19 protein-coding genes are annotated in these 22,137 nt (G+C 59.6%); 5 read left to right on the forward strand and 14 right to left on the reverse strand.

The window, feature by feature from the left end; genetic code table 11:
• Positions 1 to 14 precede the first annotated feature (14 nt).
• The 11 genes from AOZ49_RS04965 to AOZ49_RS05015 form a co-directional block, all read right to left on the reverse strand.
• A complete protein-coding gene (locus AOZ49_RS04965; protein WP_054430803.1) occupies positions 15 to 1,241 on the reverse strand; it encodes a hypothetical protein in 1,227 nt (408 codons plus the stop codon).
• Between the two features lie 49 nt (positions 1,242 to 1,290).
• On the reverse strand, positions 1,291 to 2,538 hold the full coding sequence (locus AOZ49_RS04970) for a lipopolysaccharide biosynthesis protein (RefSeq protein WP_054474516.1): 1,248 nt from the start codon (positions 2,536 to 2,538) through the stop codon (positions 1,291 to 1,293).
• Positions 2,535 to 3,842: a hypothetical protein gene (locus tag AOZ49_RS04975; protein WP_156333389.1), complete on the reverse strand. Its 1,308-nt coding sequence runs from the start codon at positions 3,840 to 3,842 to the stop codon at positions 2,535 to 2,537. Before AOZ49_RS04975 ends, AOZ49_RS04970 begins: the two co-directional genes overlap by 4 nt.
• An 8-nt stretch (positions 3,843 to 3,850) precedes the next feature.
• Positions 3,851 to 5,425 (reverse strand): hypothetical protein, encoded by a 1,575-nt coding sequence (locus AOZ49_RS04980; protein ID WP_054474517.1) that lies wholly within the window; start codon positions 5,423 to 5,425, stop codon positions 3,851 to 3,853.
• Between the two features lie 15 nt (positions 5,426 to 5,440).
• Positions 5,441 to 6,511, reverse strand: a complete 1,071-nt coding sequence (pseI, locus tag AOZ49_RS04985) for a pseudaminic acid synthase (protein WP_054430809.1) — start codon at positions 6,509 to 6,511, stop codon at positions 5,441 to 5,443.
• A gap of 93 nt (positions 6,512 to 6,604) precedes the next feature.
• Positions 6,605 to 8,632: an aminotransferase class III-fold pyridoxal phosphate-dependent enzyme gene (locus tag AOZ49_RS04990; protein WP_054430810.1), complete on the reverse strand. Its 2,028-nt coding sequence runs from the start codon at positions 8,630 to 8,632 to the stop codon at positions 6,605 to 6,607.
• Entirely contained in the window at positions 8,629 to 9,501 is an 873-nt protein-coding gene (locus tag AOZ49_RS04995) for an aldo/keto reductase (protein WP_054430812.1), read from the reverse strand. Before AOZ49_RS04995 ends, AOZ49_RS04990 begins: the two co-directional genes overlap by 4 nt.
• A 15-nt stretch (positions 9,502 to 9,516) precedes the next feature.
• A complete protein-coding gene (gene pseC, locus AOZ49_RS05000) occupies positions 9,517 to 10,683 on the reverse strand; it encodes a UDP-4-amino-4,6-dideoxy-N-acetyl-beta-L-altrosamine transaminase (RefSeq protein ID WP_054430814.1) in 1,167 nt (388 codons plus the stop codon).
• Positions 10,683 to 11,681, reverse strand: coding sequence for a UDP-N-acetylglucosamine 4,6-dehydratase (inverting) (gene pseB, locus AOZ49_RS05005; protein ID WP_054430818.1), 999 nt, complete (start codon positions 11,679 to 11,681; stop codon positions 10,683 to 10,685). Before pseB ends, pseC begins: the two co-directional genes overlap by 1 nt.
• A gap of 21 nt (positions 11,682 to 11,702) precedes the next feature.
• Complete coding sequence (locus AOZ49_RS05010; RefSeq protein ID WP_054430819.1) at positions 11,703 to 12,869, reverse strand: nucleotide sugar dehydrogenase; 1,167 nt, start codon at positions 12,867 to 12,869, stop codon at positions 11,703 to 11,705.
• The gene (locus tag AOZ49_RS05015; protein WP_054430821.1) at positions 12,866 to 13,222 is read right to left on the reverse strand and encodes a MarR family EPS-associated transcriptional regulator; all 357 of its coding nucleotides are present in this window, start codon (positions 13,220 to 13,222) and stop codon (positions 12,866 to 12,868) included. The genes AOZ49_RS05010 and AOZ49_RS05015 overlap by 4 nt, the downstream gene beginning before the upstream one ends.
• A 348-nt stretch (positions 13,223 to 13,570) precedes the next feature.
• Between AOZ49_RS05015 and AOZ49_RS32350 the strand changes: the two genes are divergently transcribed.
• Positions 13,571 to 14,515 (forward strand): hypothetical protein, encoded by a 945-nt coding sequence (locus AOZ49_RS32350; protein ID WP_156355588.1) that lies wholly within the window; start codon positions 13,571 to 13,573, stop codon positions 14,513 to 14,515.
• A 105-nt stretch (positions 14,516 to 14,620) separates the two neighbouring features.
• Here the strand turns inward: AOZ49_RS32350 and pseG are convergent, their stop codons facing one another.
• Positions 14,621 to 15,712: a UDP-2,4-diacetamido-2,4,6-trideoxy-beta-L-altropyranose hydrolase gene (pseG, locus tag AOZ49_RS05025; protein WP_054474519.1), complete on the reverse strand. Its 1,092-nt coding sequence runs from the start codon at positions 15,710 to 15,712 to the stop codon at positions 14,621 to 14,623.
• Between the two features lie 169 nt (positions 15,713 to 15,881).
• Between pseG and AOZ49_RS05030 the strand changes: the two genes are divergently transcribed.
• The 4 genes from AOZ49_RS05030 (at position 15,882) to AOZ49_RS05045 (ending at position 19,888) form a co-directional block, all read left to right on the forward strand.
• Positions 15,882 to 16,844: an acyltransferase family protein gene (locus AOZ49_RS05030; RefSeq protein ID WP_054474520.1), complete on the forward strand. Its 963-nt coding sequence runs from the start codon at positions 15,882 to 15,884 to the stop codon at positions 16,842 to 16,844.
• Positions 16,845 to 16,977: 133 nt separating this feature from the next.
• Entirely contained in the window at positions 16,978 to 17,547 is a 570-nt protein-coding gene (locus AOZ49_RS05035; RefSeq protein ID WP_054474521.1) for an SRPBCC family protein, read from the forward strand.
• Positions 17,548 to 17,644: 97 nt separating this feature from the next.
• Positions 17,645 to 19,003, forward strand: coding sequence for an MFS transporter (locus AOZ49_RS05040; protein ID WP_054474522.1), 1,359 nt, complete (start codon positions 17,645 to 17,647; stop codon positions 19,001 to 19,003).
• A 15-nt stretch (positions 19,004 to 19,018) separates the two neighbouring features.
• Positions 19,019 to 19,888 (forward strand): DMT family transporter, encoded by an 870-nt coding sequence (locus tag AOZ49_RS05045; protein ID WP_054474523.1) that lies wholly within the window; start codon positions 19,019 to 19,021, stop codon positions 19,886 to 19,888.
• 11 nt (positions 19,889 to 19,899) lie between these two features.
• On the opposite strand, the gene clsB is transcribed toward AOZ49_RS05045, so the two are convergent.
• Together clsB and AOZ49_RS05055 are read right to left on the reverse strand one after the other, a co-directional pair.
• Positions 19,900 to 21,111, reverse strand: a complete 1,212-nt coding sequence (gene clsB / locus AOZ49_RS05050) for a cardiolipin synthase ClsB (protein ID WP_054474524.1) — start codon at positions 21,109 to 21,111, stop codon at positions 19,900 to 19,902.
• Positions 21,108 to 21,974 (reverse strand): endonuclease/exonuclease/phosphatase family protein, encoded by an 867-nt coding sequence (locus tag AOZ49_RS05055; protein WP_006389688.1) that lies wholly within the window; start codon positions 21,972 to 21,974, stop codon positions 21,108 to 21,110. Before AOZ49_RS05055 ends, clsB begins: the two co-directional genes overlap by 4 nt.
• Positions 21,975 to 22,137 lie beyond the last annotated feature (163 nt).

Here is a 22,137-nt window from a genome sequence, read left to right on the forward strand (position 1 = left end):
TCAGCTCCACATATTCAATGACCTGACAGCTCGTTGCCAGATCGTACCGGCCACGTCGTCAACCCGCCGCCGCGCCGAGACAGTGCATACCAAAGCGCTACAAAGACGCCGAAGCGCCACACACCCAGTCCGTTATAGATGTAATTGTCGATACCCGAAACCAACACCACCATCACGATATACACCACGAATCCTGATACGTGGCCGTTCTTCCTCCCGCTCAACAGGTAGATGACAAGCAACAGAATCAGGATCAGAGTTCCAATAAATCCGAAATCCAGCAACAGCGACGCGTACAGCGTCTGATACGTTCCCGCGCGAGGATTTATCTGCAAGATCGCATCCTGAATCGCCTGACGATCGCACGCCAACAGCAGACAAACCTGATCTTCAAAATACAACCCCGATCCGAAGATACCGATCGCGCCATGCTCCAGTACGACACCGAACTCAGCCATCGAGTGCGTGACGTACTGCACCAGGTAAATCAAGGGCATCAGCACTGGAAACACCTCGTTCGTCGACGACACCACGTCCGATGGAATCGGCATGTTGTCGAAAATCCAGGAATACCGGATGGTCGCCACCCAATCCCAGCCCACGGTCAGCACGTCGGCGGAACGACCACGAGTCTGGTAGTCGACCAGCACCACCATGAAGATCGCCAGAGCCACCAGGCAGCAGATCGACCTGACTCGGAAGAATCTCACCCGGAGCATCAGAAGGTGAAACAGCAATACGAAAAATGGCGCGTTGCGAGTACCTAGGATGATGAAGTCCACCGAGATGACAGCAAACATCAACACCGCATATCCGTAGTATTTTCTCCTGGGTATATCGATGAATGCGAGCAGGATGCACAGCGGATAAAAAAGGATCGAAAATGCGGAATACCATCCACCGCCGCCGACCGACGTGTCCAGCCGAGTCAGGTACAACCCTTTTTCAAGGAAAACAAAAATGTAAGGCAACCGGCTACATACAAACGTGATAACGAAAGTGCTCAGGAACAGCCACTTGAAGACCCGCTGATTAAATGCGGGCCACTCCATGCTCTGACTCATTCTCAAATAGCTGAGCAACAGCAGAATCATGCCCAGCGTCACCGTTCCTTCCAGAACCAACAGGCTGCGGATATCGAATTCGGCAACAAAGGTAATGTGCAGCAGCTGGATGATCCCCATAAGCGCGTACAGAATCGACGCGCGCATGACGAACACCCTCGGAGAGATGCTCTGCATGTTCACATTCATGCGCATGAGTCCCACACGCCAGCAGGCATCGTCGCGCTCATGTGAGTGATTCCGCTTGCAAAGCCTGCCGCTTTCTGAATCTGATTATGCAGCACAACAACACCGCGCTCCCGATCGTGAATGTCAACGCCAAGCCATAGGCAGCCCCCGCCGCTCCCCACCTGGACACGAAAATATACAGGCATACGAAGTTGAATATGACCATACCGGCATTTATATACGCAATTGCCACCGTCTTCCGCATGAAAATCAAGACCGCGGAAATCATATTGAACATACCGGTGCAAGCCGTCGCGAGCAGACAGGGAAACAGGAACACTTGTGCCGGGGCAAAATCTTTGGACGTCAAATAGGGCATCATGAATCCGAGGATCCCGGGCAGGATGAGGACCAGCACGCACATGCCAGCAAATATCCCCAACAGGCGCAGGCCAATTCGCCTAATTGCCCTGCCATCAATCGGGCCCAGGCTAGTGAAAACCCATGATTCCCAGGCCGGCAACACCGCGCTGAACACCAGACCCGCAGCTGCAGCCAGTTGCAGTGCCACGCTGTACAGGCCCAGCTCATGAGCGCCGCTGAACTCCGCGATGAACATGCGATCGGAAACCATGAATACATAGCTCATCAAGCCACTGGGTAGCAACGGCAGACTGAACCGCAGCATTTTCTTCATCAACGCCGGGTCGAACGACCAGCGCAATTGGTATTGCTTCCGCAGGTAGTAAATAGCCACGGGGAACGCAACCATCGCTGCAATCCATTCGCCCCACGCCCGGGCGCGCCAATCTGCGCCCACTGCAAAGATAAACAATATCGCCAGCCCATAAGACAGGATATTGGAAGTCAACGCCCAGATGCCGAACGGCAGAGCCCGATTGGTGATCTGCCACAAGTGGTGCAGCACCATACTGTTGAACCGAAAATACACCAGCAACACGATCAGGAACAGCCAATGCCAGGGAATGCCATAGAACCTGTCAAAGAATGGCCAAAGCAGCAGAACCACCAGCGCATACGGCACCATCATGAAGGTCGAGAACACCGTCGCACTGCTCACGTAGGGCGAGAACTTCTGCGGTGCCTCGACGTATTCACGCTTCAAGGCCATGTTCAGTTCGAGCCGAAATGCATTGCCCGCGAACATGCTGACGATGGTGAAGATCGTGAACAGCCCGTAATCTTCCGGCGTCAGGTAGCGAGTAAGGATCGGCAACGCCATGATCGGCACGACTGCCGACAGGACATTGAACACCAGATAGATCGATACGCTTCTGAAATTCACGCGTTTGCCTTCAGGACCTTATCTGGCTTGGCTAGACCGATGTAAGCGGTCAGGAAGCGTTCAAACTCGGCGCTGTAGCTGCCGTTGTCCGGCACATGGATGTACTCGTCGAGAAACTCCCGGACGTAGGTAGCCGGAATCGGCGGCGTCTGGCCACGTACGCTGGCCTCGATCATCGCCAACAGCTCAGCCGGCGAGCGCGCGAACCCCACGACCCGGGAGATGACTTCCCGGTCAGCCGGATACATGACCTCGTCGCCACGGTCCATGCATTCACCCCAAGCGGGGATTACCGAACTCGCACGCGCCATCACCGCTTCCACCAGTGACAGCGAGTTGTAGTTGATCACCAGGCGTGACTTGGGAAGTACGTCGAAGAGATTCAGCTCGTGACCGCAGCGCACCCCCCCCAGCCCCATCTCAGTCATGATCCTGCGCACCGCCACCGAATCATTGACATCTTTCGTCTTGACCAGAAAATCCAGGCCGCCCCGGCCATATAGGACGGCTGCCTCGCAAAACAGCTTCAACACTTCCTTGAAGGTCTGGTCGGCATAATAGCCTTCGGTGAAGGTCAGCAGCGTGACCAAGGGCCGCTCGGCCACCGGCAGCGACGTGTCCACATCCTGCCACGCGTCATAGCGGGGAAGGCCTGTGATGGTGATCTGGTCGGGCCGACAGACCGTGCCAACAGCCAACGTGACATCACGGGTGGACTTTCCTGCTACGGCCATGGCGGTCCCCTCGAAGCGGTACCCGGATTCGCGATACCAGCGAATCACCTCGGCGCATACCTTGGGTACGACAGGATGCTCGCGCGAAAGCACCAGAAACGGAATGGATAATTCCTTGGCGACCTGCTTGAACCCGTTGTCCTGCCAATAGTCGAAGTTGGCGGACAGGATCGCATCCACCCGCTGTTTACGACCGACAAGACGGACCAGATGACGCGCATAGGCAGTGCTCTGCCGCAATGCCCGTGGATTGTCGGCCATCTGGCGCTGGTAGAACGTCTGGATCTGCATGGCAGTTGGCGTCCATGCCATCTGGAATCGGGTGAACCCCCCCATCACCATTGGATAGTTGAAGGACGAACGTTTGCGCAATTCCACCACGTCCTTCACGAACGACTCACGAGACAGACAAAGGACAGTCCGCTCCCGCGTCATCGCCCCCCAATCAATACTCAAGTAGCTCAGGTAGGCTGCCACTCTCGGGCCGCCCAGCCGCACCATCGTCGACGAAAGCCAAGGCCAAATGCGAGCAAGGGCGCCATAACGCAAGGAGTGCAGGACTCTCTTCATCTTCGTCTTCAACGATCGCCACGCGGGAACGCGTCGCGAATAATGTCTATCGGGCGGAACATCCAACGGCGATGAACCAGGCGTGGGACTGCCGGTAGTTGCTCAACGCCGTCTCCCAATGCATTGAGTTCCTCCCACTCGCGCCGCGAAACCATCGCCAGCACCTCATCTTCGCCGCTTTCATTGTCCGCATGGGTGGCATCATCGGCGGAAAGAGCGCCACGACGGAACGTGTCGACCAACCGGCCGGCATCCGCACCCTCCCGATATTCGTAGCGGGTGGCGGTGATACTGCGTACATAATCCACGTACTGAGGTGCGCGATAGATCATCGTGTAGGCAAAGCGCAAAGTCAGGCGGGCAATATGGGCGCGCTCGCTGAAATTCGACGCCGGCAGCAGGCTCATGGCCTGCAGCGCAGCAGGCGACATTGCATCACTTTGGAAGCCCGCCTGCTGATAGATCGATGGCCCCATCGCAATGACCTGCTTGCCCAACATGCCCGCTTCCAGCGCGGCGGAGCCCCCCGCGACCACGATGGCATCGCTGCGCTCGATCAGACCCAGAGTACTGGCCGTGTCCGTGCTGGCGATACAGTGCACGCCCCTACGGTTTGCCCAATCCGTGTAGTAACGCTCCGCTTTGCTGCCATCCGCCGTGCCAATCCTTTCACCCCAGTTCGGATGGCAGCGCAACACCAGCTCAGAGGGCTGCAGATCGAACCGGTCAATCAGGGCATCATAGGCAGCCGTCTGCTCTGACCATTTCGACACCCAATCCGGGTGCCCCCAAAATTCGTTGTAGCTGCCCGGCACCAACAGAATGCGGCGGGCCGATTCGGCTTGCGGCCATTCCACGGTCCGAGCCGCAACGTTATAGGCACGCCACTCCTTGTCATTGCGGCGCAAGAATCGCGCAGCCACATGACGCACGGCGCGCAGGGCCTGATTGCGTGTGAGTGGACGATCGCGCCATTGCGCCATCATTTTTCCCAAAGTCCTCAGGCCCAAGCAGTTCTCGTTCGGCAGAAGCTGCAAGCCGTCGCCAAACCAGGTCCGCTCGAGACTGACAAAGGGAATGCCGGCGCTACGCGCCGCCTCGAGGACAGCACGAGTCGCATCCATGCGCCCGTTAAACAAGCAGACGGCCTCGAGCCGCTCCCGCTCGATCCAGCGCAGTGCAGCAGAATAGGCTTTCTGCGTGCCGTCCTCCAGACTGCGAGCGATCGCACGGAATTCCGGGCTCTGGAAATCCGCCTTCGATTCAAAACGGCCCAGCGTGCTGGCGCTGGAAAGCGCGCCATGATGAGCGTCCTCGGAAAACGGCACGCCGCTGTCCGCAAATGACCCGATAGAACAGACATGCTGGCCAGCAAACGAACGGATATTGCCGGCCCGGCATCGCAGACAATGCATCAGCGCGCTGCGCTGTGGATGCAGTGCCTTTGGATAGCAACCACTCAAATTGCCGTCGCAAGCCAGGAACGAAGCCGAATGGCCAGCATCGCGCATGATGCCGGCTAGATAGTAAAGATGCTCTACATGCGGGCGCCAGCTGTAGATGCTTGCATAACCAATACGCATAGATCCGCGGCTCAATCAGTCCCGAGGCGCCACGTCGACCGAGTTCCAGTCCACAGGCATTCCGTAATGCACGTCCCGAGTGACCCGGCTACCGATCAGGACTTCCAGATGTTTGGGCGCGAGCCCGAAACCGGGCCGCACACTGCGCACGGCATCCGCCGAGACGAGATCGCCAACCTTCAGGTCTCGCACGAAATAGAGTGAACGACGGAATTTGGCATTGCCCTGCTCACTGGATTTCCGGCCATAATCGATCTTGCCCAACGACTCCCAAGCGGTCCGCGCACCTTGGCACAACTGAGCCATTTCCGCAGGCTCCAGCGAGAAACTGTCGTCGGGTCCACCACCACTGCGATTGAGCGTGAAGTGTTTCTCGATGATCGCGGCGCCCAGCGCAACACTGGTAATCGCGGTGGTATTGTCCAGCGTGTGATCCGACAAGCCCGTCACCAACCCGAAGCGCTGCATCATGTCCGGAATGGTGCGCAGGTTGTAGTCGGCGGCAGGGGCGGGATAGCCACTGACACAGTGCAGAATCGCAAGCTCCGTGCAACCGCCCTCGCGGGCGGCATCGACGGCCTCCTGTATCTCTTCGGCGTCAGCCATGCCGGTCGAGATGATCATGGGCTTTTTCGTGCCCGCCACATACTTGATGAGCGGCAGATCGATCGCTTCGAAAGACGCGATCTTGTAGGCCGGCGCGTTCAGGTCTTCGAGCAGATCGACGGCCGTAGTGTCGAACGGCGAACTGAAAATACTGATGCCCAGTTTGCGGGCGTGCTCGAACAAGGGGGCGTGCCATTCCCAGGGCATATGCGCTTCCTGGTACAGGTCGTACAGGCTGCGCCCATCCCACAGGCCACCGTGGATCAGGAAATCGTCGGTATCGCAGTCCAGGGTGATTGTGTCTGGACGATAGGTCTGCAGCTTCACCGCATCGGCGCCGGCCTTGCACGCTTCCTCGATGATCCGCAGGGCAACATTGAGTTTGCCGTTGTGATTGGCCGACAGTTCAGCAATCACATAGGGAGGCTCTTCGACGCCGATGCGGCGTCCGGCAATTTGCAGGCTCGGTGTAGTGGACATGGCATTTACTCTCAGAACTTCACAATAATCCGCACCAGCCTTGACAGAATCAAGGCTGGTGTTCGCGTCAGCGGCGGACTCTGGCGCCTGGCATCAGTTCAGTCGCTTGAACCCGCCGTGGCATACCGGGCCCTTGAGCAGTCCCATCACATCACGACCATCCTCGCACTCTTTCACCATCCCGAAGATCGGATCGAGCGCGGTGAAATATCCATCGACGATCTCCGGCGTGTGCTCGGTGCAGGCGTACACACTATTGCCCGCCAAATAACCCTTGGTGAGCATTTCTTGCGTCACCAAAGTCTTGTAGGCCAACGCGTTCGGGCTTTGGAAGGTGTACCCCGTCAAAGCAGGCAGCCCCCATTGTTCGATCTTCAGGCCGTGCTTGTCAGCCAGTTTCTGCCAACGCGCGCGGACATCCAATCCGATCTTGGTGATGGTTTCCCAGGATTGGGTACGTTCCATCACTTCGAGCGTCTTGAGCGCCGCGGTGGGACCAATACGCTCGGTCCAGAAAGTGCTGCTGATGAAAGTGGACTGAGCGGCCTCCATGATCTCGCGGCGCCCAATGGTCGCGGTGATGGCGTAGCCGTTACCGAGCGTCTTGCCGAACATCGCCATGTCGGGCTCAACGTCGTACATTTTGTGCAGGCCACCAAACGTCTGACGGAAACCCGACGTGCACTCGTCAAAAATCAGCACAATGCCATGGTCGGTGGCCAGTTTGCGCACCTTGTGCAGGAAGTTATCCTCCGGGCCCTTGTTGCGCACCACTTCCATCTTGATGACGCCGATGTCGTGAGCTTTGACCAGGGCTTCGAGCTCGGCATAGTTGTTGTAGTTGAAAGGGAACACCGTGCCACGCAGATTCTGCGGCACCCCCTTCGGCTCCAGGCCGGGCAACAAATGGCCGGCCAGGTTTTCGTTCTCGCCCAGATTGGCCGATAGGTACCAGTCATGCCAGCCGTGGTAGCCGCAGACGGCGACCTTGTCCCGGCCGGAGGCGGCGCGGGCGATGCGGATGGCAATAGCGTTGGCCTCGCCGCCCGACCGTGCGAACCGCGCCATGTCGGCCCACGGATGCAGTTCGATCAGCTTCTCGGCTAGGTAGACCTCCTCGGGGCAGTTGAGCGTCGTCATATTGCCCAGGTCCACCACCTGACGCACTGCCGCGTCAACCTCCGGATTGCCATAACCCAGGCTGTTCGTACCGACACCCATTAAGGACATGTCGAAGTACTCGTTGCCATCCAAGTCCCATACCCTGCAGCCCTTCGCCTTGCTGAAGTACGCCGGCCATTGATCCGGCAGCATCATTTCGGCACGCTTGGACAAAAGCATGTTCCCACCCGGGATGATCTGCTTGGCGCGCTTCCAAAGTTTTTGACCGGTGCCCATACTGGCTCCTTCGTTTCGGATAAGTTGTTTGTTGGCAGAAAACAATTGCGGCTGGGCCTGCTGCAAATCCAGCACCTGCCGCCACGTGAAGTGAATTTCCGGAGCGAAATGCGCAAACACCTGAGAAATCACATCGAGATCGACCGGCTCATCCACCGTCCATCGCAATCCGGACAGGTCGTCCTTGTGACTCGTTCCAGCCCGGCTGAAGTGATCGGATCCCCTCAGGTAAGGGGTCACATGCTCACGGTCGAACGGCACGGACGTCTCTTTGGCAGCGCGCTCCAGCGCGGCAAAACTAAAAACCTCGATATCCAGACCATCAGGGTAGGTCGGCGGATCCGTATTCGAGAAGTAATCCACCTCGGCAACCTTATAGCCACGGATCACGTCATCGACCAGAGCAGGATCCACCAATGGACAATCACCCGTGATTCGAACGACCACCGTGGCGTCACTGATGCGCGCGGCCTGGTAATAACGGTCAAGCACATCGTCTTCGCTGCCCGCGTGACAGCGATATCCCAGCGAACGGACATGTTCGATCAGCGGCGCGTTCTGCGCTGCCTCCGACGTCGCCAGGACAATCTCGTCGATCTCGTTCGAGCACGACAGGCGAGCCAGTAACAGCTCGATCATCGGCTTGCCGCCGATGCGCTTCATGACCTTGTTGGGTAGGCGCGTAGAACCCATGCGCGCCTGTACGATCGCTACCACTTTCATAGGGCACTCCAGCGTGCGGGATTAACCAGATCGGTATCGATGGGAGACGGCCAGACCGGCAGGTCTGGCAGGGGCGCCTGCGTCACCGCGAGGATGCCACGCAATTGTTCCAGGCTGTCCACGCCGACGACCACCTTGTCCACTGATGGGACCGACAGCGCAAAGCGTAGGCACGCGTTTATGGCGGGAATTTCGGTTGCCTGCAACCAGCGTTCCCATTCCTGCCACAGGCCGTCCCAACGATCAAACTTCTCGGCCCTGTCGCCCCGCGCCATCAACAACAGGCCTTGCAGGAACACGGACCGCACATGCAATTCGATACCTGCCGCCTTGAGACGATCCGCCCAGCCGGAGACGATCATGCGCTGATCCAGCACGCTCAACGGTGCCTGCACCATGTCGATATCCAGAACCTGCAGGAGCGCTTCCAGCTCCTGCGGCGCATAGATCGACACGCCGACTTTTGCCACGAGCCCTTCGCGCCTCAACTCACGGAGGGTACGCGCCAGCGCGGCCCCCTGGCCCCCAAGAAGTTGCTCCGGGCGATGCAGCAGGAGCCCGTGCAGCGCATCGACACGCAAGCGCCGCAAAGATCCCTCGAGTTGCTGGCGCACCCAGGTGGCACAATCGCCGCAATCGTCGGGCATGCCCGGCAATTTGCTGATGATCTGCCAGCCTGCCACATTCGCATCGCCCAACGCCGACTCGCTATCACCGTAGGCAATTGCCGTATCGAGCGTATCGACACCCGAGTCCCGGGCATCCGCCAGAATATGGCGGACTGCAGACGGCGCCACCCGCCCCGTCTGGTTGGCGATACCGTACGGCAGGCCAAACTGCGCCGTTCCTAACACCAAACGCCGACTCATCCAATGCTCTCCTGGCTAGCCGCGCAACGCTTGGCGCAGCACGTCGACCACGCGGTCTTGCTCGGCTTCTTGCAAAATCGCGTACATCGGTAGACTGATCGCCTCGGAGTAATAGCGCTCGGCCTCGGGAAAGTCCCCGGCCTTGAAACCCATGGCGGCGTAGTACGGCTGGAGATGTACCGGTATGTAGTGCAGATTCACGCCTATGCCATTTTGGCGCATCGCGTCAAACACTTGGCGATGCGTGCGCGCCGTCTTGTCCAATTGCAGGCGAATCACGTAAAGATGCAAACCGGAATACGTATCGGGATGCTGCCACGGCACTGTCACCGGGCATTCCGCGAGCAACCCGTCATACCGACGCGCCAGTTCATGGCGCCGAGCGACGAACTCATCCAGACGATCGGTCTGACTGACACCCAACGCCGCCTGCAATTCCGTCATGCGGTAGTTGTACCCCAGCATGATCTGCTGGTAGTACCAGTCCCCATCCGGAGCGTGCGTCATCTTGGTGGCGTCGCGCGTGATGCCATGGCTGCGCAACAGCGCCATACGTTCGGCCAGCTCATCGCTGTTGGTCATCGCGACGCCACCCTCGGCTGTCGTGATGATCTTCACCGGGTGAAAACTGAATACCGTGATATCGCTGAACTCGCAGGAACCGATAGGCTGATCGGCGTATCGCCCGCCGACTCCGTGCGACGCGTCTTCAATGATCTTGAAGCCATAGCGCTGCGCCAACGCATGGATGGCCCGCATATCGCAGGACTGGCCCGTCAGATGCACTGGCACCACCACCTTCGGCAACCGGCCTTCCCGCTCAGCCTGCTCCAGCTTGCGTTCAAGCGCCACCGGGCACATATTGTAAGTACTCGGATCGATATCCACGAAATCGACCCTTGCACCGCAATACAGACCGCAATTGGCCGACGCCACGAATGTGATGGGCGAGGTCCAGAGCCAGTCTCCCGGCCCAAGGCCCAGGGCCATGCAAGCCACGTGCAACGCCGACGTCGCACTATTGACGGCCAGCGCATGCGCCGTACCACAGTAGTCCGCCAGGAGTTTTTCAAACTTGGGGACGGCGGGTCCCTGGGTCAGATAATCCGATTGCAGCACACGCACGACGGCATCGATGTCCGCCTGGTTGATATGCTGCCGGCCATACGGAATGGATTGCATCAGATGGCTCCGATCTTTTCGCGATTCGCGTCGATCCAGGCCTGCAGTTCCTCGTCCCGCATCCATTCTGTGTTGTTATCGCTGGCATACACGAAACCCTCCGGCACCTTCTGGCCGGTCTTGATGCGCTTTTCGCAGGTTGCCCATCCATTGATTGTGGGCAGGATCTTGAAATGCTCAGGATACTCGTAGGTATAGTAAGCATCCTCGGCGCTGATCATCTGTTCATGCAGCTTTTCACCAGGACGGATGCCAATCACTTCCTGCTTCGCCTCGGGAGCAATGACGCGAGCCAGATCAGCAACCTTCATGGACGGAATCTTCTTGACGTAGATCTCACCGCCTTCCATATCCTCGAAGGCATGCCAGACAAGTTCCACACCCTCTTCCAGCGAAATCATGAAACGCGTCATACGTGGGTCCGTGATCGGCAACACGCCCTGATCCTTGATGGACATGAAAAACGGGATGACCGAACCGCGAGAGCCCATAACGTTGCCGTACCGCACCACGGCAAAGCGCGTGTTGTGGCCACCGGAGTACGAGTTGCCCGCCACGAACAACTTATCCGATGCGAGCTTGGTTGCACCATAGAGATTGATGGGACTGCTGGCCTTGTCGGTAGACAGCGCGACAACCCGCTTGATCCCCTTATCGATGCAGGCATCGATAAGGTTCATCGCACCGATAACGTTGGTCTTGACGCATTCGAACGGGTTGTATTCCGCAGTCGGGACGATTTTAGTCGCCGCGGCATGAACGACGTAATCCACGCCATCTAACGCGCGGTAGAGACGATCCTTGTCGCGCACATCGCCGATGAAAAAACGGATGCGATCATCTTTCTGGTACTTCTTGGCCATATCCCATTGCTTCATCTCGTCGCGCGAAAAGACGATTATCTTTTTGGGATTGTATTTGGCCAGCGTCATCGGAACGAAGGTATTGCCGAACGAACCCGTGCCGCCAGTAACCAGTATGGTTTTATTTTCGAACATGTCGTTAAATCCTATGGATTTTTAATCATTTCCAAAAAGGTCGCGGGTATACACCTTCGACTCAACATCAGCCAATTTTGGACTCATTCTATTGGCAACAATGACATCTGCACGCCGCTTGAATTCATCCAGATCGCGGATCACTTTAGAATGGAAAAACTCATCGTCGGTCAACGACGGTTCATATACGATGATTTCCACCCCCTTGGCCTTGATACGCTTCATGACTCCCTGAATACTGGACGCGCGGAAGTTATCCGACCCACTCTTCATTATCAGACGATATACCCCGACGACGCTCGGCCTGCGCGCCAGAATGCTATCGGCCACGAAATCCTTGCGCGTCGTATTGGACTCGACGATGGCATGAATCAAATTCTGAGGCACATCCCGATAATTAGCGAGCAACTGCTTGGTATCTTTCGGCAGACAGTAGCCGCCGTAGCCAAATGATGGATTGTTGTAGTGCGCACCAATACGAGGATCCAGGCCGACCCCTTCGATGATCTGACGCGAATCCAAACCGTGGGTGGCTGCGTACGTGTCAAGTTCGTTGAAATACGCTACACGCATCGCCAAATAAGTATTTGAAAACAGCTTTACTGCTTCGGCCTCGGTAGAACTGGTGTAAAGGATCGGAACATCCTCTTTCAGCGCACCTTCCCGAAGCATATTGGCAAATATCTCGGCACGACTTGACTGCTCACCAACGATAATACGAGAAGGATAAAGATTGTCATATAACGCCCTGCCCTCCCGCAAGAATTCAGGTGAGAAAAAAATATTGGCGCAATTCAACTGCCGGCGCATTTTCATGGTAAAACCAACCGGCACGGTGGACTTGATGACAATTACTGCCTCGGGATTGATCGCCATCACATCGTTTATAACCGCCTCGACGGTCCGGGTATCGAAGTGATTGGTTTTCGGATCATAATCCGTAGGCGTCGCGACAATAACGAAATCGGCCCCCTCGTAAGCCTCACCTTTGTCCGTCGTCGCCTTTAAATTCAAAGACTTGGTCTTGAGGTAGTCCTGCAACTCGGCGTCCACGATCGGGGTTTCACGCCGATTCAACATATCCACTTTCGACGCCACGACATCAAGCGCCACGACCTCATGGCGCTGTGCCAGCAGCACTGCGTTGGACAATCCGACATAGCCACTGCCGGCGACCGCAATCTTCATTCATTGGCCTCATTTATTTTCGACATCTCTTCCTTCAGAGCCTCGATCTCGACGCGTATAGCCTCGTATTCCTGCATCTTGCGTTTCAGAAAACGCGCGGTTAGCGACGTTTTTTCTGCAATTCCGGCGGGTGTCAACAAATAAACATAGCCGAATTTGTTTTTGCTGTGGCTGAAATTCTGCATTTTCACCAGCCCCTTTTCCATCAGGGCTTTAATGCAATAATTAACCCCGCCCAAACTGATTCCGAGCTCTTTCGCCAACTCGCGCTGAGTGATGTCCGGATTTTCCTCCAGACGCTTCATCACCCAGAAATGGGTATCTTCCTGTGATTTGAGTCGACGATCGATCATTTACAAGATGATTAAACCAAAGTTGAGGGGCGGCAGACTGTTCAACCGTCCGGCCAGTAGCGGCAGGGGATCGTTCAGCTTCTGAACAAAAAAGACACGCCAATCCACAATCGGGCGTACCCCCATGCATCAGCAGGGCATGCCCATCGATCCGTACTCGAATCCGCGTCTGGCCCCCCTCGTTGGCTGGCGGCCGGTCCGGGAAGCGCGCAAGAGTATGCATCTCGTCCCCTACCTTGCACAACAACCCAATTGTAACAATCACGAGACATCATGCGGGCGCAACAAGGAGCACCCTACCCCGCTCGTCAGTTATTGCACTTGCCGTAACAAAATAGTAAACATCGGGTGTTAGCACTAGCAACAAATCCCACCAAGCTACAGCAAGATACAACTGATTTCGACCACCCCGTCTACAATATTTATTTCCGCTGCCAAACGCAATTTATGACCACATCTCATAGCGCCCCAACCCCGATGGGCAGCAATTTCGACCTTGGGGACGTTATCGTCTTTCTCAGATCTAATGTAATCACTATTTTCATCTGTGGCACGATCGGCTTGCTGGCGGGGGCTGCGCACATATGGCTTACACCCAAGCAATATGAATCCGTAGGGCTGATTCAAAGTGCGTTGACAACGTCGTCGACCAATCTGCGCAGGGGCTCGTCGGCTCCCCAAATTCCTGTGGAAGACTCAGCCCTGACGATCGCCAGACTGCAAATACCGAGTTCCTATACCGATGCTGTTGTGAAACTTTGCGAGCCGTCGAGCAGCGGTCCACTGAATCGCGAGGCAATGCTGAGCATCGTGAAGCCGACAATCAATCGCATGAGTCCGGGAGCCATCGAATTGCGAGTACGGCGAGAGGATCCGGCCGTGGCTCAGGCCTGTGCCCAGGCGGTGTTCGAGATGATACGACAACAGCAAATAGCGATGACCGAGCCGATGATCAAGTCGCTTGAAGAACAACGGACAACCGCGCAAGCCCAGATCGCGAGCGGCCAGGACATGATCAGGAAGATGGAGTCCGCTCAGGAAAAATCCGTGGCCTATCTGATCACTCGTGACGAAACCTTGGTCCAGCAGGATCGACTGCACTCGATCGACAACGACATCGGCTTTATCACTCGCAATCCGACCTCGTTGCTGGCCCCTTGGTACACACCAGAAACACCTGTGCTGCCGAAAGTACGCATCACCTTGTTGGCCGGCTTGCTCGCGGGCCCGCTGATCGGTGTACTGTATGCCTTGGGACGTCAGGTCTTGCGCACTTCAGTACGTCACAGATGATGCCTGGCGAGGCATACGCGCCTCGTCGAATGGGCCTCGCCCCTTCAATGCTCAGGCCACCTTCGTTGGCAGGACCGAGGTGAGCCCCCTGGCGGTGAGCGATCCTCAGACTGCGGTGGACCGGCCCAATTGGTCAATGATGCGCTGGACACCCTTGCCATCCACCAATTTGGCTGCGCGTTCGCTCAGGCCGCGCAACATCGCCGGCTGGTGCAGGGCATATTCGACAAGGTTCACACAGTCGCCGACTTGATCCGGCGATTCTCGCGACACGCCTAGTACCAACCCATCTTGTTCCAGGTCGCGCAACACTGGCTCCTGGTTATCCGCCACCGCGACCGCAATAGCGGGCGCGGCCAGGCAAAATCGTTCCCAATTGCTGCTACCGCTTGCACCGACAACAAGGTCGGCCGCATCAATCAATTCGGCCATACGGTCCGACTGGACGTGCAGTTGAACATCCGACCGCGCCATACACAACGACTGCAACAACGCACGCTGCGGATTGCCCCCTCCAATGACCACATCCATGAAACAACCGTCGTTGCGAGGCGGAAGCGCCGCCAAGAAACGGCCTGTATGATTGGCCAGGTCCATGCCGCCGAACGCGACTAGGATCTTGCGCACAGAGCCATCACGGACACGGCTCTGATCGCGCAGGCGCTGAAACTCCGATCGCAATAGCGCATAGCGGGGGCCGAGCAGCTGGACACAATGCGGAGGCACCCGCCCCCGGTAGCGGTCCGAATCACGGAAATAATTCTGGTCCAGCAATACATCGCAATCATGGTTGCGGTCTGCTAGGTCATCGATCACCAGGATCCCACCCACCCAGGGACGCAACGGCGACTGCCACGCCCGACCGAGCGCGTAGTGATCGACAACGAGCCAATCAGGGCGGACCTGGCGCAACACCCGTGCTGCAGCCTGTGCGTCTTGCGCCTGCGTAACCCCGAGCCACTTGCCGTAACCCTCGAGTTCCAGAGCGGGCTCGGCGTCATCCAGCCAATGCACAACATGTCCCTTGCTCTCGATCAGATCGCCAAGATGTGCAACGTGCCGCCGGGTAAGAAAATGCACTTGGCCACCTTGGCGCGCAATACCGTCCGCCAAGGCGAGGCATCGCATTACATGCCCCGCTCCGATCAAGAGAGAAGCGTCGGCCCGGATGGCAACAACGGGAAGCGGCCGCAGCATAGGAACCTGTCGAGAAATTCATGGGGGAATGACTCGCATTGTAGATCTGTATCGCACAAATGAGCAGAGCAGAGCCTCGTTCAAAACGCCTTTCGTCCGCGCGGGAAGGCATCAACCAGGTAGCAGGACCGAGCTATGATTGCGCCCACCCTTCCCACACCACACACTCATGCAATATCAGTCCATCCAAGCGCTTCGAGCGATCGCGGCATTGACTGTAGTCGTGTTCCACTCTCACTGGGCGTCAGCGTGGAACTCCAGCCAGCTCCTGCGACTGCCTCTCATTTCCGACTACGGATACATCGGGGTGGATCTGTTTTTCTGTATATCGGGCTTCATCATTTGCCACGTGGCATCGTCAGCGCCACGTTTCAATCCAATCCGATTTCTGCTCAAGCGCGTTTGGCGAATCGCTCCGCTGTACTGGGGGATCCTGGCACTGATCCTAATCTGGACGCTAGCCACCAACCGCTACGCCAATGAGATCAGCGCCTTGGGCATGAACGGAGTTATCAAGAGTTTCCTGATGTTCCCGATGGAGGCTTACCCGCTCCTTTCGCCGGGCTGGTCACTGGAACACGAAGTGCTCTTCTACCTGCTCGCCGCATTGGTCGTGCCTTTCTTTGGAACAGCCGGCCTCGCCGTGACCCTCTTCTGCCTTTGGGGAACCGGCCAACGGTGGACGGGCTGGGACTATCACCTGTTCTCTTACGCTCAGCTCTATTTCGCGGCCGGCATCCTCGCCTATCGGCTGCGTCATGCGCCGATGAGAGTCACTGGCGTTGTTTGCCTGGCGTCCCTGGCCGCCGGGTTGCTCATGCTCTATGGCATCGTCGGATTGCCCGGATGGCTCAGGCATCCACTATTCGCGACGGCATTTGGCGCTTTGATTTCCTTTCTGGCCGCCGCGGAACAGGCCGGCTTGAAGCTCCCAATGCCACTCCTCAAGCTGGGGGGATGCATCCTACTCGCTTTACCTGGTGCATGGCCCCATATTCGTGGAATTGTCAGTCATTGGATATCGCTCAGGCATGCCGATCGAAATCTGGCGCTGGCTCTCGATCGCCGTCAGTATCGGCGCCGCGCTGTTGGCCCGACGCTACATCGAACTGCCAGCGCAGGAACTAGGTAGACGGTTGCCGGGAATGTCCGAAGCAAGGCCCGCATCGGTTTGAGCTCGAACGGCAAGTCCTTACTTGGCATGGTCTTTTTTCAAATTTGGGTTCACAATAAAAAGAAGAAGTGCCAAATAAAAGGAGACAGCCATGCGCATTGCAGATGCCCAATGGATTCCCTCCACCCAGCATCAAACCTGGGACGCCCTCACGGATCCCGCGGTATTGCAGCGATGCATACCGGGTTGCATCAGCGTGACACAGCGGTCCGCCACCGAATATGCGGTCACATTGCGGGCCAAGGTGGCCGGCATCGATACCGACTATGAAGGCGAAATCCTGCTGTCCGACGTCGATCCGCCCAATAGCTGCACGCTGGTGTTCGAGGGCAAGGGGCTGGCGGCCTGCCTGGCGATCGGCACCGCCCAGGTCAATCTCAGCACCAAGGACGAAGGCACCCGCGTCGCCTACACCCTCGCCGGCATGACCGGCGGCAAGCTGGCCGAATGCGGCGAGGGCCTGGTGTTGAAGGCCGGCGAGAAAATCATCGAACGCTTTTTCACTGCCTTCATCGACTACATGGCCGCGCAGCCGCGGCTGGCGCCGCCACCGCCGCCGCCGGACCCCCCCGGCCGCGGGCTGTCGAATTCACGCTGGTCGTGGGCCATCGTGGTGCTGGTCATCGCGGTTTTCTGGAGTTACCACGCCTTCTACAAGTGAAAACCCTAGTGGGCCGATGATATGCTTGGCGGCATGAACCCGCCCCCCCCCATCGACCCAGCCCGCCGCTCCCGTACATTCCCGCCGCGATCTGCTGATGGCCATGGCGGGGGTCTCCGCCACCGTGGTGCTGGCGGCGTTCGATTCCACCATCATCAGCACCACCCTGCCGCGCGTGGCCGAGGCCCTGAACGGCATGGCGCTCTATGCCTGGGTCGGTACCGGGTATCTGCTGGCCACCGCCGCATCGATCCTGATCTTCGGCCGCCTGGGCGACATGTTCGGCCGCAAGCCGCTGATGCTCGTATCGGTGCTGATCATCGCCCTGGGTTCCATCGCCTGTGGCCTGGCGCAGTCGATGACGCAACTGATCATCTTCCGCTCGCTGCAGGGCATTGGCGGCGGCATGATGATCGCCACGGCCTTCGCCGCGCCCGCCGATCTGTTCCCTGACGCCAAGCAACGCGTGCGCTGGATGGCGCTGGTCTCCGCCGCGTTCGCCATGGCCAGCGGCATCGGGCCGGTGCTGGGCGGCGCGGTGACCCAGGCGCTGGGTTGGCGGGCCGCGTTCTTCATTTCACCGATCGCGGCGGCCTTCACGCTCTTCCTGCTGGCCCGGTACTTCCCCCGCATCCGGCCGCTGCACGATGAAAGCCGCAAGATCGACTGGCTGGGCGCCGTCCTGCTCGTCATCGCGGTGGGCGCCCCGCTGGCGGCGCTGGAGCTGGCCTTCGCCAGCGGCGACCACGCCCATCCCGTGCTGGGCCTGTGCCTGGCGCTGGCCGGCGTCATTGCCATTGCCATCCTGATACCGACGGAGCGCAGGGTTGCCACCCCGATATTCCCGCTGCGCGTGCTGGCGGGCTGGGAGTCACGGCTTCTGAATCTGGCCGCCATGATGGTCGGCGCCGTCATGTTCGTCCTGATCTTCTACAGCCCCCTGCTGTTGCAGCAGGTGCTCGGATACTCCCCGAGCGAAGCGGGCCTGCTGCTGACGCCGCTGGTGGCCGCGATTTCGGTCGGCAGCATCATCAATGGCCGCCTCTTCCCCAGGCAGACCGAACCGCAGCGCCTGATGGTGTTCGGCGGCGGGCTGCTGGCGACAGGTTCGCTGATGGTGCTGCTGATTTCCCCCGGCACCTCGGCCTGGTGGATCCTGGCGGCCTTCTTCGTCAACGGCTGCGCGCTCGGCTTCCTGTTGCCGAACCTGACCCTGTTCATGCAGATGCTCAGCGAGCGCCGCGACGTGGGCGTGGCTTCCGCCCTCGTCCAGACCACCCGCGCCATCGGCAGCGCCCTCGGCACCGCGGTGGTCGGCATCCTGATCTCCCACAGCAGCGTACTAAACGGAGTGCGCACCGGCCTGGTCCTCTGTATCGTCCTGTCCCTGACCTGTGCGCTGCTGGCGCACCGGGTCAAGATGAAGAATCTGGCCACGAGCCGGAAAACGACGTAACCCGGGACTGAACGCATGCGTCAACGTGATCTGCTGGACCTTCTGGTACTGGCCGCCGTCTGGGGCGGCTCTTTTTTGTTCATGCGCCTGGCGGTGGCGGACTTCGGTCCGGTCGCGCTGATCGAACTGCGCGTGGGCCTGGCGGCGCTGTTCCTGCTGCCGATTGCCGTGTGGCGCGGCAAAATGCCGATCATCCGTCGGCACTGGAAATCGCTGCTGGTGGTCGGTACGCTCAACGCGGCGGTGCCCTTCCTGCTGTATGCCTACGCGGCCCAGTCGCTCGGCGCCGGATTCCTGTCCGTGGCGAACGCTGTCACCCCGGTCTGGGGCGCGGTCGTGGGCTGGCTGTGGTTCAAGGACCGTCTGCCCTGGATGCGGTCGCTCGGCCTCATGATCGGCCTGGTCGGTATCGTCGTGCTGGTCTGGGACAAACTGCACTTCCAGGACGGCGGCACCGGTCCTGCCGTGATTGCCGCGATTTCCGCGCCCATCTTCTACGGCATCGCCGCCAACTGGACCAAGCGCTTCCTGAGCGGCGTGGACGCCTTGGCCAATGCCACGGGCAGCATGATCGCCGCCTCGCTGGTCCTGCTGCCGCTGGCGATCTCCGCCTGGCCCGAAACGCCCGCGTCAGGCTCCGCCTGGATCGCCACCATCCTGCTGGCGATCGTCTGCACCGGCGCGGCCTATATCGTGTTCTTCCGGCTGATCGCCAATGTCGGCCCCACCGGGGCCGTCAGCGTCACCTTCCTGGTGCCGATCTTTGGCGTCGTCTGGGGCGCCTGGTTCCTGGACGAGGCCATCACGCCATCCATCGGCGCCGGCGCCGCCATCATCCTGGTCGGCACGGCGCTGGCCCTGGGGCTGCTGAAAAAACGCGCCTGAGGCGGCGCGCGTCAATACTTGTCCGACGTCCCCGTCAACGCCACCCCGATCCGCAGCAAGGTATAGGACGCCGCGTCCACCCAGCGCCGCACCCAGCCGCGCCGCTGGTACTCCAGCGGCCGGATGAAGCGTCCGCCCTGCTCGATGGCCGCCTCCAGCCGCTCCTGCAGGTCCCAGGCGAACGGCTGGTCGTCGACCACCACGTTGGCCTCGCGCGCCAGCAGCAGGCTGAAGGGGTCCAGGTTGGACGAGCCCACGGTGGCGACGTTGTCGATCACGGCCACCTTGGCATGCAGGTAGCTCGGCATGTACTCGTAGATCTCGATGCCGTCGCGCAGCAGCTGGTCGTAGAGCGAGCGCGTGGCGTGGTACTGCATGCGGTATTCGACCTTGCCCTGCAGCAGCAGCCGCACGCGCACGCCGCGCGCGGCGGCCTTGGCCAGGGCGCGGCGGAACTGGCGGCCGGGAAAGAAATAGGCGTTGGCGATGAGGATGTCGCGCCGCGCCTGGGTGATGCCGTAGAGATAGGCGCGTTCGAAGGTCTGGCGAAAGCGCAGGTTGTCGCGCAGCACCAGCGCGGCGCGCAGCTCGCCGCAGGGCGCGACGTGCGCGTGGCTGGGCTTGGTCAGGCGCATGCGGTTCCAGTCGCGCGGATGGCGCCGCAGGCGCGCCCAGTTCAGGCGGACCCACAGCAGGTCCTGGGCATAGGCCGCCTCGGTCACCAGCGGGCCGCGCACCTGCACCGCGAAATCGAAGCGCGGCGCCGAGATGCCATCGGTGGGATCGAGGTCGTCGTAGTCGTCGATGATGTTGATGCCGCCGATGAAGGCGACGTTGCCATCGACGATGGTGACCTTGCGGTGCAGCCGTCGCAAGCGGCTGCGCGAAGGAATGAACCTGGCGAACCAGCGCGGTTCCGGGCGGAAGACGCGGCATTGCGCGCCCGCGCCGGTCAGGCGCTCGCGCAGCGTGTCCACCGTCTCGGCCGCGCCGAAGCCATCGAGCACCACGCGCACCTTGACGCCGCGCGCGGCCGCCGCCATCAGGCAGTCCAGGACCTTCAGGCCGGTGCGGTCCAGCATGAAGATATAGGTTTCCAGGTGCACGCTGGACTGCGCCGCGTCGATCGCCCGGCACAGCGCCGGGAAGAATTCGGTGCCGTTCTGCAGCAGCCGGATGTCGTTGCCGTCGGTCCACTCCAGCCTGACCTGCTCGGCCTTCACGGGAGTTCCAGCTCGGCCAGCAAGGGGGAATGATCGGACAGCCGCGCCCACTCGCGGCCCCGCAGCACGCGCGCGCTGCGCACGGCGAAGCCGCGTTGGTAGATGCGGTCCAGGCGGAACCAGGGGAACACGGCCGGGAAGGTGCGCGGCGGCGGCAGCAACAGGCGCGAGCTGCCGTCCATGCCCAGCTGGTTGGTGCGCTCCAGCACCGACACGCCGCTGTTGGGCAGGCCGCGCAGGGCGTTGCTCAGGCGCTTGACCGAATCACGCAGCCGCGGCAGTTCGCCGCCATGGCTGCGCGGCGCATGCGAAAACACCTCGTACAGGCCCAGCTGCTGCACGAACAGCGGCGCCAGGCGATCGCCCCAGTCGTTGAAATCGCCCGCGATCAGGATGGGCTCGCCGTCGGGCACCATGCGCCGGATGCGTTCGGTCAGCGCCAGGATCTGGCGGCTGCGGCTGCCGGCGAACAGCCCCAGGTGCACCACGAAGCAATGCACCGAACGGCCGTCGAGCTCGATGGTCGCGTGCAGCAGGCCGCGCTGCTCCAGCCGGTGGTCGGAGATGTCCTGGTTTTCGTGGTCAAGAATGGGAAAGCGCGACAACAGGGCGTTGCCGTGGTCGGTCTCGTGGCGGATCGCGTTGCGGCCGTAGGCCACGTCCAGCTTGAGCGCGGCGGCCAGCGATTCGTGCTGGGCGTCGAGCAACGACTTCTGCTCGTTGCGGCCCTGCACTTCCTGCAGGAAGACCAGGTCGGGGCGCAGGCCATACAGGCCCAGGCGCAGTTCATTCAGGGAGTCGCGGCGGCCCAGCGCCGAGCGGCCCTTATGGATGTTGTAGCTGACGACACGGATGAGCGACATGGAGGAGATGGCGCCTCTCAAGACAGTGAAACCGCCAACCGCGGCCCACAAAAAAAGGAGCCCCGGCAAGCGCCGCCAACCCAGGCGGCGTCTGCCAGATTACTCCAATTCCATGACACCTTCCCACCTCGGAGACACCCTGAAACCAGAGTGACCGGGCCGG

Origin of the sequence: Achromobacter sp. 2789STDY5608615 (assembly GCF_001298995.1) — a bacterium.
Lineage (GTDB): Bacteria > Pseudomonadota > Gammaproteobacteria > Burkholderiales > Burkholderiaceae_B > Achromobacter > Achromobacter insuavis.

What these genes read in the sequence shown, in the direction of transcription:
- AOZ49_RS04965 (WP_054430803.1), bottom strand. Translation starts at nt 1,241, where the DNA reads ATGCAGAGCATCTCTCCGAGGGTGTTCGTCATGCGCGCGTCGATTCTG.
- pseC (WP_054430814.1), bottom strand. Translation starts at nt 10,683, where the DNA reads ATGCAATCCATTCCGTATGGCCGGCAGCATATCAACCAGGCGGACATC.
- AOZ49_RS05040 (WP_054474522.1), top strand. Translation starts at nt 17,645, where the DNA reads ATGGCCATGGCGGGGGTCTCCGCCACCGTGGTGCTGGCGGCGTTCGAT.
- AOZ49_RS04975 (WP_156333389.1), bottom strand. Translation starts at nt 3,842, where the DNA reads ATGAAGAGAGTCCTGCACTCCTTGCGTTATGGCGCCCTTGCTCGCATT.
- AOZ49_RS05035 (WP_054474521.1), top strand. Translation starts at nt 16,978, where the DNA reads ATGCGCATTGCAGATGCCCAATGGATTCCCTCCACCCAGCATCAAACC.
- AOZ49_RS05055 (WP_006389688.1), bottom strand. Translation starts at nt 21,974, where the DNA reads ATGTCGCTCATCCGTGTCGTCAGCTACAACATCCATAAGGGCCGCTCG.
- AOZ49_RS04995 (WP_054430812.1), bottom strand. Translation starts at nt 9,501, where the DNA reads ATGAGTCGGCGTTTGGTGTTAGGAACGGCGCAGTTTGGCCTGCCGTAC.
- AOZ49_RS05015 (WP_054430821.1), bottom strand. Translation starts at nt 13,222, where the DNA reads ATGATCGATCGTCGACTCAAATCACAGGAAGATACCCATTTCTGGGTG.
- AOZ49_RS04990 (WP_054430810.1), bottom strand. Translation starts at nt 8,632, where the DNA reads ATGAAAGTGGTAGCGATCGTACAGGCGCGCATGGGTTCTACGCGCCTA.
- pseG (WP_054474519.1), bottom strand. Translation starts at nt 15,712, where the DNA reads ATGCTGCGGCCGCTTCCCGTTGTTGCCATCCGGGCCGACGCTTCTCTC.
- pseI (WP_054430809.1), bottom strand. Translation starts at nt 6,511, where the DNA reads ATGTCCACTACACCGAGCCTGCAAATTGCCGGACGCCGCATCGGCGTC.
- AOZ49_RS05030 (WP_054474520.1), top strand. Translation starts at nt 15,882, where the DNA reads ATGCAATATCAGTCCATCCAAGCGCTTCGAGCGATCGCGGCATTGACT.
- AOZ49_RS04980 (WP_054474517.1), bottom strand. Translation starts at nt 5,425, where the DNA reads ATGCGTATTGGTTATGCAAGCATCTACAGCTGGCGCCCGCATGTAGAG.
- pseB (WP_054430818.1), bottom strand. Translation starts at nt 11,681, where the DNA reads ATGTTCGAAAATAAAACCATACTGGTTACTGGCGGCACGGGTTCGTTC.
- AOZ49_RS05045 (WP_054474523.1), top strand. Translation starts at nt 19,019, where the DNA reads ATGCGTCAACGTGATCTGCTGGACCTTCTGGTACTGGCCGCCGTCTGG.
- AOZ49_RS05010 (WP_054430819.1), bottom strand. Translation starts at nt 12,869, where the DNA reads ATGAAGATTGCGGTCGCCGGCAGTGGCTATGTCGGATTGTCCAACGCA.